The 13854-nt window shown below is 42.0% G+C and carries 7 protein-coding genes, 1 tRNA gene and 2 pseudogenes; 9 read left to right on the top strand and 1 reads right to left on the bottom strand.

Features of this window, described 5'->3' with window-relative positions; translation table 11 throughout:
* Positions 1-99 precede the first annotated feature (99 nt).
* From PN838_RS17430 to rpoC, 9 genes and pseudogenes are all read left to right on the top strand, one after another.
* A tRNA-Trp gene (locus PN838_RS17430) sits at positions 100-176 on the top strand.
* A gap of 88 nt (positions 177-264) precedes the next feature.
* Complete coding sequence (secE, locus tag PN838_RS17435) at positions 265-642, top strand: preprotein translocase subunit SecE (protein ID WP_215963888.1); 378 nt, start codon at positions 265-267, stop codon at positions 640-642.
* 3 nt (positions 643-645) lie between these two features.
* Positions 646-1203 carry a transcription termination/antitermination protein NusG gene (gene nusG / locus PN838_RS17440; RefSeq protein ID WP_272181467.1) on the top strand — a complete coding sequence of 186 codons (558 nt, stop codon included), beginning with the start codon at positions 646-648 and terminating at the stop codon, positions 1201-1203.
* 167 nt (positions 1204-1370) lie between these two features.
* The gene (rplK, locus tag PN838_RS17445; protein WP_215963886.1) at positions 1371-1799 is read left to right on the top strand and encodes a 50S ribosomal protein L11; all 429 of its coding nucleotides are present in this window, start codon (positions 1371-1373) and stop codon (positions 1797-1799) included.
* Between the two features lie 3 nt (positions 1800-1802).
* On the top strand, positions 1803-2504 hold the full coding sequence (gene rplA, locus PN838_RS17450; protein WP_215963885.1) for a 50S ribosomal protein L1: 702 nt from the start codon (positions 1803-1805) through the stop codon (positions 2502-2504).
* A 214-nt stretch (positions 2505-2718) separates the two neighbouring features.
* On the top strand, positions 2719-3207 hold the full coding sequence (gene rplJ / locus PN838_RS17455) for a 50S ribosomal protein L10 (protein WP_215963884.1): 489 nt from the start codon (positions 2719-2721) through the stop codon (positions 3205-3207).
* A gap of 88 nt (positions 3208-3295) precedes the next feature.
* Positions 3296-3661: a 50S ribosomal protein L7/L12 gene (gene rplL, locus PN838_RS17460; RefSeq protein ID WP_215963883.1), complete on the top strand. Its 366-nt coding sequence runs from the start codon at positions 3296-3298 to the stop codon at positions 3659-3661.
* Between the two features lie 227 nt (positions 3662-3888).
* Positions 3889-7921: pseudogene (gene rpoB / locus PN838_RS17465) on the top strand (DNA-directed RNA polymerase subunit beta).
* 94 nt (positions 7922-8015) lie between these two features.
* A pseudogene (gene rpoC, locus PN838_RS17470) lies at positions 8016-12182 on the top strand (DNA-directed RNA polymerase subunit beta').
* 123 nt (positions 12183-12305) lie between these two features.
* Here rpoC and exaC read toward each other — a convergent pair.
* Positions 12306-13826 carry an acetaldehyde dehydrogenase ExaC gene (gene exaC / locus PN838_RS17475; RefSeq protein ID WP_272181468.1) on the bottom strand — a complete coding sequence of 507 codons (1521 nt, stop codon included), beginning with the start codon at positions 13824-13826 and terminating at the stop codon, positions 12306-12308.
* Between the last annotated feature and the right edge of the window lie 28 nt (positions 13827-13854).

Here is a 13854-nt window from a genome sequence, read left to right on the forward strand (position 1 = left end):
ATAATGACGCTCCCCGCTTTTATGAATTTCCCAAAACGTTTAAAGAATTCACAAAAGTGGTGTAACTGATGGTTTTTAAATCATAGGTAACTTTGATGCAGGGGCGTAGTTCCAATTGGTAGAACAGCGGTCTCCAAAACCGATGGTTGGGAGTTCGAGTCTCTCCGCCTCTGCCAAACCTCAAATGAAAGCATAATGACGTTTTCATTTGAGGTTTGGATTAATAATATTAACTTTGACTAATAGCAGTAATAAGGTGTTTCAATGAGTGCCAATGTTGAGCAATCCAATAGTGGATTGGATATCGTAAAATGGGTAATTGCAATCGCTTTGTTAGCGGGAGCTGTAGTTGCGAATAATATGTTTGAGCAGGAATCTGTATTGATCCGTGCTGTCGGTGTAGTTGCCGCAGTGATCATTGCTGCATTTTTTGCCGCGACGACAACCAAAGGCAAAACGTTTATCGGGTTCGCTAAAGAGTCAAATAAAGAAGTACGTAAGGTGATTTGGCCTACACGTCAAGAAGCGACTCAAACAACTCTAATTATTTTTGCTGCTACTGTCGTTATCGCCATATTACTGTATTTTTTAGATATGGGTTTACGTTGGTTAGTAAGCGCGTTAACCGGTGTAGGGATTTAATTTATGTCTGAGACTGAAACTGAAAACAAATTACGTTGGTATGTTGTTCAAGCTTATTCTGGATACGAAGGTCGAGTTCAGAAAACACTTGATGAACACATTAAAATAAACGGCATGGAAGAATTTTTCGGTCGTGTATTAGTTCCAACAGAAGAAGTTGTTGAAATGCGTGCTGGTCAAAAACGTCGCAGTGAAAGAAAATTCTTTCATAGTTATGTTTTAGTAGAAATGGCCATGAACGAAGAAGCTTGGCATTTAGTTAAAAGTACGCCTCGTGTTCTTGGTTTCATCGGTGGTACTTCGGACCGCCCAGCACCAATTACAAATAAAGAAGCTGATGCGATCTTAAATCGTCTTGAAGAAAATGTTGATAAGCCTAAGCCTAAAACATTGTTCGAACCTGGCGAAGTTGTTCGCGTTACAGATGGTCCTTTTGCTGACTTTAACGGTGTTGTTGAAGAAGTGGATTACGAAAAGAGCCGCGTAAAAGTATCTGTATTAATATTTGGTCGTTCTACACCTGTTGAACTTGAGTTTGGTAAGGTAGAAAAAGATAAGTAATTCGTCAAGAAAAATTTATCTAAATATTGTAAAGGGTTGCGATTGTCTATATAATGCGCGACCCTTTTGTGTGTGATTTAGTTCATGTACAAAAAATGAAACTGGGAAGCCGCTGAGTAAGAAACCTCGTTCTTACTAGGCTAAGACCCAAAAAAGAGGAAGCTAAAATGGCTAAGAAAATTGAAGCGCTAATCAAGTTGCAAGTTGCAGCTGGTGCAGCGAACCCAAGTCCTCCAGTTGGTCCTGCTCTAGGTCAACATGGTGTGAACATCATGGAATTCTGTAAAGCGTTTAACGCAAAAACTGGTGAAATGGAAAAAGGCGCGCCAGTGCCAGTTGTTATTACGGTTTATAACGATCGTTCTTTCACATTCGAAACTAAGACTCCACCTGCAGCTTATTTACTTAAGAAAGCAGCTGGTATCAAGTCTGGTTCAGGTCGTCCTAACACTGAAAAAGTGGGCACAGTAACTCGTGCGCAGTTAGAAGAAATTGTTAAGACTAAAGAACCTGATCTAACAGCAGCGTCTATGGACGCAGCAGTACGCACCATTGCTGGCTCTGCCCGTGCAATGGGCTTGAATGTAGAGGGATAATCAATGGCTAAATTAACTAAACGCGCACGTTTGATACGTGAAAAAGTTGATGCAACTCGCGAATATGGCATTGACGAAGCGGTTACTCTTTTACAAGAGCTAGCTACTGCAAAATTCAAAGAAAGTATCGACGTTGCGATCAATCTTGGTATTGATCCTCGTAAATCTGACCAGAACGTTCGTGGTGCTACTGTACTACCTAACGGTACTGGTAAAGATGTACGTGTTGCGGTATTTACACAGGGTGCTAACGCAGACGCAGCTAAAGCAGCTGGCGCTGACATCGTTGGTATGGAAGACCTAGCTGAGCAAGTTAAAGCCGGCGTTATGGACTTCGACGTAGTTGTTGCATCTCCTGATGCGATGCGCGTTGTTGGTCAATTAGGTCAAATCTTAGGTCCACGTGGCCTAATGCCTAACCCTAAAGTTGGTACAGTAACTCCAGACGTAGCTACAGCAGTTAAAAATGCTAAAGCTGGTCAGGTTCGTTACCGTAACGACAAAAATGGTATTATCCATGCTTCTATTGGTAAAGTTGATTTTGATAAGGTTGCGATTGCGCAAAACCTTGAGTCACTATTAGCTGCTATCGTTAAAGCAAAACCGTCTTCAGCAAAAGGTACTTACGTAAAGAAAATTTCTCTTTCTACTACGATGGGTGCTGGTCTTGCAGTTGACCAAGGTTCTCTTTCTACTGAAAGATAATCTACGAATTCGGGTTGAAACATGAACTTAGGTTCGTGTTTCCGTCCAAGACCGTAGGTGTTGATAAGCTTAGCTTAGAAACTTAATTTCCTACGCAGATGGTGATGACCCCAGAAGAATACCTTCTGGCTTTCACCGAAGCTGTTTAAGACTTAGTCTTAAACTTAAGTAAAAGAGTTGATTGTAAAATCAATTCAAACCAGGAGAAAAGCTAATGGCCCTAAATCTTGATGGCAAAAAAGCAGTAGTTGCTGAAGTCCAAGAAGCAGCCAAAGGCGCTCTATCAGCAGTTGTTGTTGATGCTCGTGGTGTATCTGTTACTGCAATCACAAATCTTCGTAAAGAAGCACGTGAAAACGGCGTATGGATGAAGGTTGTTCGCAACACTTTAGCCAAGCTTGCAGTTGCTGGTACTGACTTCGAATGTCTTTCAGACGTATTCGTAGGTCCAACTCTTATCGCATTTTCTCATGAGCACCCAGGTGCTGGTGCGCGTATCTTTAAAGATTTCGCAAAGAAAAACGAAAAGTTTGAACTTAAGAGTGCATCGTTTGAAGGCAACGTAGTAGACGTAGACGTGCTTGCATCTCTACCTACATACGACGAAGCTATCGCACGACTAATGAGCGTTATGAAAGAAGCCTCTGCCGGCAAACTAGTGAAAACACTAGCAGCTGTAAAAGAAGCGAAAGAAGCTGCTTAATTTATAGTTTCATTTATTTGAACTATTTAGCAGTTTTTGGTGAAAGTTATTTAAAGCGAATTAATCGCTTACAAAGTAGGAATTTAAAATGTCTGTAACAAACGAACAAATCTTAGAAGCAATTGCAGAAATGTCTGTAATGCAAGTTGTAGAACTTGTTGAAGCAATGGAAGAAAAATTCGGTGTAACTGCAGCTGCTGCTGTTGTTGCTGGTCCTGCGGCTGGTGAAGCTGCTGAAGAGCAAACTGAATTCGACGTAATGTTAACGGCTGCTGGCCCTAACAAAGTTGCATCAATCAAAGCTGTACGTGCTGCGACTGGTCTTGGTCTTAAAGAAGCTAAAGGTATGGTTGAATCTGCACCTATCGCTGTTAAAGAAGCAGTTTCTAAAGGCGAAGCAGAAGAGCTTAAAGCAGCTCTTGAAGAAGCAGGCGCGTCTGTTGAAATCAAATAATCTAACTTTTGTTAGATTATCTGCCTAAGTTTTAGGCATGGGCTGGTGATAAAATATCACCGGCCTTTTTGCGCTATATCAGTTGAAAACTTTTATATTGCAATAAAATGACAGTAATATCATTCTGCTAATCGCATATAAAGAACGATTTTACTGTTAAAAGGTAGTCTGTTTAGTCTATTACTAACAGGCTTATAGGGTCAAAAATCAGCAAGCTGAGGAACCACATGGCTTACTCTTATTCTGAAAAGAAACGAATTCGTAAGGATTTTGGCAAGCGCGAACACGTTTTGGACATGCCTTATCTTCTACAAGTTCAGCTTGAATCTTATAATAAGTTCATTGAAGCGGACGTAGACGGTAATAACGGCATTGAAGCTGCATTCCGTTCTGTTTTCCCTATTAAGAGCTATTCAGGTAGCGCAGAGTTACAATTTGTTAGCTATCGCGTTGGTGAACCTGTATTTGATGTTAAAGAATGTCAAATCCGTGGTGTCACATACGCTGCACCACTGCGCGTAAAACTTCGTTTAGTTCTTATGGATAAAGAAGCTGCTCCAGGTACTGTTAAAGATATCAAAGAGCAAGAAGTTTACATGGGCGAAATGCCATTAATGACAGATAACGGTACTTTTGTAATCAATGGTACTGAGCGTGTTATCGTGTCCCAGTTACACCGTTCACCTATAGTGTATTCTTCGATCACGACAAAGGTAAAACACACTCATCTGGTAAAGTTTTATATAATGCACGTGTTATTCCTTACCGTGGTTCTTGGTTAGACTTTGAGTTTGATCCTAAAGATAACCTATTTGTACGTATTGACCGTCGTCGTAAATTACCGGCAACTATCATCCTACGTTCATTAGATTATTCTACAGAAGAAATTCTAGAATTATTCTTCGATAATATCGCTATTGAAATCAAAGGCGATAAAATCTTAATGGAACTTCAACCTTCACGCCTTCGTGGTGAAACTGCTGTTTTTGATATTAAAGATCAAGACGGTGAAGTGATTGTTGAAACTGGTCGTCGTATTACAGCCCGTCATATTCGTACGATGGAAAAATCGAAGATCAGTAAGATAGAAGTTCCACACGAATATATTATCGACAAAGTTCTTGCGAAAAACTATGTTGATGAATCAACCGGTGAAATCGTTGCTAACGCTAACGATCTAATTTCTCTTGAACTACTCGCTAAACTAGCTGAAGTAGGTCACAAGAAATTTGAAATTATCTACACTAATGAGTTAGATCACGGTTCATATATATCTGACACTCTACGTGTTGACTCTTCATCTGACCGCTTAGAAGCATTAATCGAAATTTATCGTATGATGCGCCCTGGCGAGCCACCGACAAAAGACTCTGCAGAAGCGTTGTTTGACAATCTGTTCTTCTCTCTAGAACGTTATGACTTGTCTGCTGTTGGCCGCATGAAGTTTAACCGTCGTGTTAGCCGTGACGACTTAACGGGTGAAGGTACACTAAGTAAGCAAGACATTATTGACGTAATGAAAACCCTTATCGACATTCGTGACGGTAAAGGCGACGTTGATGATATCGACCACTTAGGTAACCGTCGTATCCGTTCTGTTGGTGAAATGGCAGAAAACCAATTCCGCGTTGGTTTAGTACGTGTAGAACGTGCTGTTAAAGAGCGCTTAAGCCTTGGTGACTTAGATAGTACTACGCCACAAGACTTAATTAACGCTAAGCCTATTTCAGCTGCAATCAAAGAATTCTTTGGTTCTAGCCAATTATCTCAGTTCATGGACCAAAACAACCCGCTTTCAGAAGTGACGCACAAACGTCGTATTTCTGCATTAGGCTCAGGTGGTTTAACACGTGAACGTGCAGGTTTCGAAGTTCGAGACGTTCACCCGACTCACTATGGTCGTGTATGTCCAATCGAAACACCTGAGGGACCAAACATCGGTTTGATCAACTCATTGTCAGTTTACGCGCGAGTTAACTCATATGGTTTCTTAGAAACACCATATCGTCGTGTTGTTGATGGTGTAGTGACTGGTGAAATTGATTACCTTTCTGCAATTGAAGAAGACAAGTTCGTAATCGCTCAGGCGAGTGCGGAAATGGATGCTGAAGGTCGTTTAACTGACGAACTAGTTCCATGTCGATTTAAAAATGAATTTACTATTACGAGTATTGACCAAGTTCAGTACATGGACGTAGCACCACAACAGGTTGTATCTGTTGCGGCAAGCTTAATCCCGTTCCTTGAACACGATGATGCTAACCGTGCCTTAATGGGTGCGAACATGCAACGTCAAGCCGTTCCTACTTTACGTGCTGATAAGCCGTTAGTTGGTACTGGTGTTGAAGCCGTAGTAGCAAAAGATTCTGGTGTAACAGTAGTCGCGAAACGTGGTGGTACAGTAGATTATGCTGATGCTTCTCGTATCGTTGTTAAAGTTAACGAAAGTGAGTGTCGTCCTAATGAAGCCGGTATCGATATTTACAACTTAACTAAATACACCCGTTCTAACCAAAATACTTGTATCAACCAACGCACAACAGTTAGCGCTGGTGAACCGGTACAACGTGGTGACGTATTAGCTGACGGTCCTTCAACGGATCTAGGTGAATTGGCACTTGGTCAAAACATGCGCGTGGCATTCATGCCGTGGAATGGTTATAACTTCGAAGACTCGATACTCGTATCTGAGCGCGTTGTTAAAGAAGACCGTTTGACTACAATTCACATTCAAGAACTAAGCTGTGTTGCTCGCGACACGAAATTAGGTCCTGAAGAAGTAACTGCTGATATTCCAAACGTTGGTGAAGCTGCGCTAGGTAAACTAGATGACTCTGGTATCGTTTATATCGGTGCTGAAGTTAAAGGCGGTGACATCTTAGTTGGTAAAGTTACGCCTAAAGGCGAAACACAGCTAACTCCGGAAGAGAAACTTTTACGAGCAATCTTTGGTGAAAAAGCGTCTGACGTTAAAGACAGTTCGCTTCGCGTTCCTAACTCAGTATCTGGTACGGTTATCGACGTTCAAGTCTTTACTCGTGACGGTGTTGAGAAAGACAAACGTGCATTAGACATCGAAGAGATGCAATTAGCGCAAGCTAAGAAAGACTTAAATGAAGAGTTTAGAATCCTAGAAAACAATACATTCGCTCGTACGCGTGAATTATTAGTTTCTGGTGGCGCAGACGCAGCTTCTTTAGCTGGTCTAGTTGGTGAGAAGTTATTCCAACAAAGCCTAAGCGACGAAACTAAGCAAGACGAACTAGAGCAATTAGCGGCTAGCTACGAAGAGCTTAGAACTGAATATGATAAAAAATATGAAGTTAAACGTCGTAAGATCACTCAAGGTGATGACTTAGCACTATAGGTGTACTTAAAATTGTTAAAGTATATCTTGCTGTTAAACGTCGTATCCAATCTGATGATAAAATGGCCGGTCGTCATGGTAACAAAGGTGTAATCTCTACTATTGTTCCAGTGGAAGATATGCCTCATGATAAATATGGCGAGCCTGTTGATATCGTATTGAACCCGCTAGGTGTACCGTCGCGGATGAACGTTGGTCAGATACTAGAAACACACTTAGGTATGGCTGCTCGTGGTTTGGGTGAAAAACTTGACCGCATGATTAAAGAGCAGAAAGAACTTGCGGAAATCCGTGAATTCCTAGGCAAAATCTACGCATCTGGTACTTCTCGTCAAGAAGTTGATATTGATACTTTCTCTGATGATGAAGTTCGCCGTTTAGCACAAAACTTGCGTGCTGGTGTGCCAATTGCGACTCCAGTATTCGACGGTGCTGCCGAAGAAGAAATCAAAGACTTATTTGAACTTGCCGATATGCCTCGCAGTGGTCAATTTACCCTGTTTGATGGTCGTACTGGTAATGCGTTCGAACGTAAAGTAACTGTTGGTTACATGTACATGCTTAAACTTAACCACTTGGTTGATGACAAGATGCACGCACGTTCAACTGGTTCATACAGCCTAGTAACTCAGCAACCACTTGGTGGTAAAGCTCAGTTCGGTGGTCAGCGTTTCGGAGAGATGGAAGTATGGGCACTAGAAGCTTATGGTGCTGCTTACACGCTTCAAGAAATGCTAACTGTTAAGTCAGATGATGTTAATGGTCGTACTAAGATGTATAAAAACATCGTTGATGGTGACCATCGCATGGAACCTGCGATTCCGGAATCATTCAACGTATTGTTGAAAGAAATCCGTTCGTTAGGTTTAAACATCGAGCTGGAAGAAGAGTAAATCTAAAGGTAGCCCTTTAGGTTTCTGTAGAAATTGAGTGGTGGGGTAGACAATTGCGTTTGCCCCAATGTTTCACTCCGACAGGAGAACAAAAGTGAAAGACTTACTTAAGTTTTTGAAACAACAAAATAAAAGCGAAGAGTTTGATTCGATTCGAATCGGCTTAGCGTCTCCGGACGTAGTTCGCTCATGGTCTTTTGGTGAAGTTAAAAAGCCAGAAACCATCAACTATCGTACGTTCAAACCTGAACGCGATGGGTTGTTCTGTGCGCGTATCTTTGGTCCAGTAAAAGATTACGAATGTTTGTGTGGTAAATACAAGCGTCTTAAGCACCGTGGTGTTATCTGTGAAAAATGTGGCGTAGAAGTGACATTGACTAAAGTACGTCGTGAACGTATGGGTCATATCGAACTTGCAAGCCCAGTTGCACATATATGGTTCCTAAAATCATTACCGTCTCGTATCGGCTTAATGCTTGATATGACGTTACGTGATATTGAACGTGTCCTTTATTTTGAGTCTTATGCCGTTGTTGAAGCTGGCATGACGACACTTGAAAAAGGTCAAATGTTGTCTGAAGAAGAATATTTAGACTCATTAGAAGAGCACGGAGATGAATTTGAAGCGAAAATGGGTGCTGAAGCCGTTTTCGATCTTTTAAAAGACATCGACATCAATCAGCAATATGCTGAGATGAAAGAAGAACTTCCTACTGTTACGTCTGAAACAAAACGTAAAAAATTAACTAAACGCCTTAAATTAATGGAAGCGTTTGTTAATTCTGGTAACCGTCCTGAATGGATGGTTATGACAGTATTGCCTGTTCTTCCACCAGATCTTCGTCCATTGGTACCACTAGATGGTGGCCGTTTTGCGACGTCTGATTTGAATGACTTATACCGTCGTGTTATTAACCGTAATAACCGTTTGAAGCGTCTTTTAGACCTTGCTGCGCCTGATATTATCGTTCGCAACGAAAAACGTATGTTACAAGAAGCGGTTGATGCATTACTAGATAACGGTCGTCGTGGCCGCGCTATCACAGGTTCTAACAAACGTCCTCTTAAATCTTTGGCTGATATGATCAAAGGTAAACAGGGTCGTTTCCGTCAGAATCTACTAGGTAAGCGTGTTGACTACTCTGGTCGTTCTGTAATCACGGTTGGTCCTACTCTTAAATTGCACCAGTGTGGTCTTCCTAAGAAGATGGCACTTGAGTTATTTAAACCATTTATCTATGGCAAACTTGAACTTCGTGGCATGGCTACGACGATTAAAGCAGCTAAGAAAATGGTTGAGCGCGAAGTAGCGGAAGTTTGGGATATCTTAGATGAAGTTATCCGTGAACATCCAGTTATGTTAAACCGTGCACCAACGCTTCACAGACTTGGTATTCAAGCGTTTGAACCAGTTCTAATCGAAGGTAAAGCGATTCAGTTACACCCATTAGTATGTGCGGCATATAACGCCGACTTCGATGGTGACCAAATGGCTGTACACGTACCTTTGACTTTAGAAGCTCAGTTAGAAGCTCGTGCGTTGATGATGTCAACAAACAACATTCTTTCTCCAGCGAATGGTGAGCCAATCATCGTACCTTCACAGGACGTTGTATTAGGTTTGTACTACATGACTCGTGACCGCATTAATGCGAAAGGCGAAGGCATAGTATTCAAAGATGCAAAAGAAGCTGAGAAAGCATACCGTACAGGTTATGCCGATCTTCATGCACGTGTAAAAGTGCGCATGACTCAAGTGACTTTTGATGAAGATGGAAATCGTTCTGAGCACACAGGTCTTGTTGCTACGACTGTCGGTCGTGCAATCTTATCTATGATCGCGCCAGTTGGATTCCCGTTTGAATTCATGAACCAGGCGTTAGGCAAAAAACAAATCTCAATGTTGATCAACGAGTGTTACCGTCGTCTTGGAATTAAAGACACTGTAATTTTCGCTGACCAAATCATGTATACCGGTTTCCACTACGCGATGTTAGCGGGTAACTCTATCGGTATCGACGATTTAGTTATTCCAGATGCTAAATATGACATTATTGAAGACTCTCAAGCAGAAGTTGCTGAAATTCAAGACCAGTTCCAACAAGGTCTAGTAACAGCTGGTGAGAAATACAATAAAGTTATCGATATCTGGTCAACGGCTAACGAAAAAGTTTCTAAAGCCATGATGGACAACCTTTCTACTGAAACGGTTATAAACCGTGACGGTGTAGAGGAAACTCAACCATCATTTAACAGCGTATTTATGATGGCTGACTCTGGTGCTCGTGGTAGTGCCGCTCAGATACGTCAGCTAGCTGGTATGCGTGGCTTGATGGCTAAGCCAGATGGCTCAATCATCGAAACGCCAATCACTGCAAACTTCCGTGAAGGTCTGAACGTACTACAGTACTTCATCTCTACTCACGGTGCGCGTAAAGGTTTGGCCGATACGGCTTTGAAAACAGCTAACTCGGGTTACCTAACTCGACGTCTTGTTGATGTAGGCCAAGATTTGGTTATCAACGAAACAGACTGTGGTACGACTGAAGGTATCACGATGAAGCCATTAATCGAAGGCGGCGACGTTGTTGAGCCACTTCGTGAACGTGTACTTGGTCGTGTAACACTTACAGATGTAACAATTCCTAAGTCGAACGAAGTTTTAGTTGAAGCTGGCACTATGTTAGACGAGAAATTGTGTGACTTGTTAGAGCAGCATTCAGTTGACGAAGTTGAAGTACGTTCAATCATCACTTGTGAAAACGATTTTGGTGTTTGTGCATACTGTTACGGTCGTGACCTAGCACGTGGTCACCTGATTAACCAAGGTGAGGCAGTTGGTGTTATCGCTGCTCAATCTATCGGTGAACCAGGTACACAGCTTACGATGCGTACTTTCCACATCGGTGGTGCGGCATCTAGAAACACGGCAGCTAACAGTGTTCAAGTTAAGAGTGACGGTACTGTTCGTCTTCATAACGCGAAACACGTTACAAACCGTGATGGTAAGATTGTAATCACATCTCGTTCTGCTGAAGTAACAATTATTGACGACCAAGGTCGTGAACGCGAGCGTTATAAACTGCCATATGGTGCGGTTATGACTATCCAAGACAATGATGACGTTAAAGGTAACGACATTGTTGCAAACTGGGACCCGCATTCGCATCCAATTATTGTTGAACGTCCAGCGAAGATCCAATTCTCTGACGTTGAAGAAGCGAATACTGAAGTACAGACAGATGAACTAACTGGTTTGACTCGTACCGTTGTTAAAGACTTGTCTTTAGCTAACGCGAAAGAGCCGAAACTAATTGTAGATTCTGGCGAATCAGGTATGCAGGAAATTCGTTTACCTTCATTCACTACGATTGAAGCTAAAGACGGTTCTCAAGTTGTACCATAGGTGACGTATTAGCACGTATACCTCAAGAAGGTTCAAAAACTCGTGACATCACGGGTGGTCTACCTCGAGTTGCAGACTTGTTCGAAGCTCGTAAGCCAAAAGAACCTGCTATCCTTGCTGAAATTAGCGGTACTGTTAGTTTTGGTAAAGAAACGAAGGGTAAGAAACGCTTAGTTATTACTCCTGAGGAAGGCGATGCGCACGAAGAGATGATCCCTAAATGGCGTCAACTTAACGTGTTCGAAGGTGAATCAGTTTATACTGGTGAAGTTATTGCTGATGGCCCAGAGGCTCCGCATGACATCCTACGTCTACGTGGTATAACTGCATTCTCGAACTACATCGTAAATGAAGTTCAAGAAGTATACCGTCTACAAGGTGTAAAAATTAACGACAAGCACATTGAAGCTATCTGTCGTCAAATGTTACGTAAGGCTATCATCACTGATGCAGGTCAATCTGAGTTCCTAATTGGAGAACAGGTTGAAGTATCTAAAGTGAAAATTGCTAACCGTAAGTTATTGGCAGAAGGTAAAGACTTAGTGAAATTTGACCGAGACTTACTCGGCATAACTAAGGCTTCTTTGGCAACTGAATCGTTTATTTCTGCAGCTTCGTTCCAGAAACGACTCGTGTACTTACAGAAGCAGCTGTTTCTGGTAAACGCGATGACTTACGTGGTCTGAAAGAAAACGTTATTGTTGGCCGTCTAATCCCAGCGGGTACTGGTTTCAGTTACCACTTGGAAAAGCCGCAGCCGCAGCCGCGTTTGATAAAGTAGAAGATACTGAATCAGTAACTGCAGAAGATGCTGAACAGCAACTTGTCGCAGCGCTTAATGTTGGGAATGAGTAAGTCTCAACATTAGATAATAAAAACCCGCTAATTTAGCGGGTTTTTTGTGTCTCGACGTTAGTCAATTACAAATAAAATGCTGACCAACTGGACCAAAATGATCACAGCTGGTCGTGGTAGGTTCTAGAAAAATCCCAATGGATTAATGTCGTAGCTCACCAATAGATTTTTGGTTTGCTGATAATGTTCTAAAGCCATTTTGTGGGTTTCTCTGCCGATACCTGATTTTTTGTAGCCGCCAAATGCTGCATGAGCTGGGTACATGTGGTAACAGTTGGTCCAAACTCGTCCAGCTTGAATCTTCCTACCCATTCTAAAGGCTTTATTCATATCACGGGACCATACACCTGCCCCTAATCCAAACTCTGAGCTGTTGGCTAATTCAAGAGCTTCTGCTTCATCTTTGAATTTTGAAACTGAAATGACAGGGCCAAATATTTCCTCCTGAAAAACACGCATTTTATTATGGCCTTCAAGCAATGTAGGTTGGATGTAATAGCCGGTACTCAGATCACCATCAATTGATTCGACATTACCGCCAATTAGTACTTTCGCTCCTTCATTCTTACCTATTTCAATGTAAGACATGATTTTATCAAATTGCTCTTTGGATGCTTGAGCGCCCACCATAGTTTCAGTGTCTAATGGATCGCCTCGCTTAATAAGTTTACTTCGGGCGATAACCTTTTCGATAAATTCATCATAAATGTCCTCGTGAACAAAAAGACGAGACGGGCAGGTACATACTTCCCCTTGGTTGAAATACGCTAATACAGCGCCTTCAATGCATTTACTTTGATATTCGTCTTCGTGATCAAACACGTCTGGGAAGTAGATGTTTGGTGACTTACCACCAAGTTCAACGGTTGATGGAATAATATTTTCTGCAGCACATTTTAAAATATGAGAACCTACAGGAGTCGAACCAGTGAAGGCAATTTTGGCGATTCTATCGCTAGTTGCTAATGCTTGTCCGGCTTCGACACCAAAGCCATTTACGATATTTAGGACGCCTGGAGGAAGGACGTCTTGAATGAGTTCTGCAACAACAAGTATCGAAGCTGGTGTTTGTTCCGCTGGTTTTAGGACAACACAGTTACCAGCTGCTAATGCCGGACATAGTTTCCAAGCCGCCATTAATATAGGGAAGTTCCAGGGAATAATTTGGCCAACGACGCCAAGTGGTTCGTGTATGTGATACGACATCGTGTTTTCGTCTATTTCGGCTAGCGATCCTTCCTGTGCTCTGATGCAACCGGCAAAATAGCGGAAATGATCAATGGCTAAAGGAACGTCTGCCGCTAAGGTTTCTCGTACCGCTTTACCATTGTCCCAAGTATCTGCGACCGCAATTAGTTCTAGGTTTTGTTCCATGATATCAGCGATTTTCAGCATTAAATTTGCTCGTGTAGCCGCTGGAGTTGTGCCCCAACTGTCTTTGGCTTTGTGTGCTGCATCTAACGCAAGGTTTATATCTTTTTCATTAGAACGTGGAATTCGACAAAATGGCTGGCCGTTCACGGGACTCACATTATCGAAATATTGGCCATCAACTGGTTTTACCCATTCTCCACCAATAAAGTTTTGGTATTCATCTTTAAATTGTACGACGGCACCTTGGTGCCTCTGGTCTTTATAAATCATGGCAATTGCCCCTGTTGTGACTATTTAT

The organism is Psychrosphaera algicola, assembly GCF_028401425.1.
Taxonomy (GTDB): Bacteria; Pseudomonadota; Gammaproteobacteria; order Enterobacterales; family Alteromonadaceae; genus Psychrosphaera; species Psychrosphaera algicola.

What these genes read in the sequence shown, in the direction of transcription:
- secE (WP_215963888.1), top strand. Translation starts at nt 265, where the DNA reads ATGAGTGCCAATGTTGAGCAATCCAATAGTGGATTGGATATCGTAAAA.
- nusG (WP_272181467.1), top strand. Translation starts at nt 646, where the DNA reads ATGTCTGAGACTGAAACTGAAAACAAATTACGTTGGTATGTTGTTCAA.
- rplL (WP_215963883.1), top strand. Translation starts at nt 3,296, where the DNA reads ATGTCTGTAACAAACGAACAAATCTTAGAAGCAATTGCAGAAATGTCT.
- rplA (WP_215963885.1), top strand. Translation starts at nt 1,803, where the DNA reads ATGGCTAAATTAACTAAACGCGCACGTTTGATACGTGAAAAAGTTGAT.
- rplK (WP_215963886.1), top strand. Translation starts at nt 1,371, where the DNA reads ATGGCTAAGAAAATTGAAGCGCTAATCAAGTTGCAAGTTGCAGCTGGT.
- rplJ (WP_215963884.1), top strand. Translation starts at nt 2,719, where the DNA reads ATGGCCCTAAATCTTGATGGCAAAAAAGCAGTAGTTGCTGAAGTCCAA.
- exaC (WP_272181468.1), bottom strand. Translation starts at nt 13,826, where the DNA reads ATGATTTATAAAGACCAGAGGCACCAAGGTGCCGTCGTACAATTTAAA.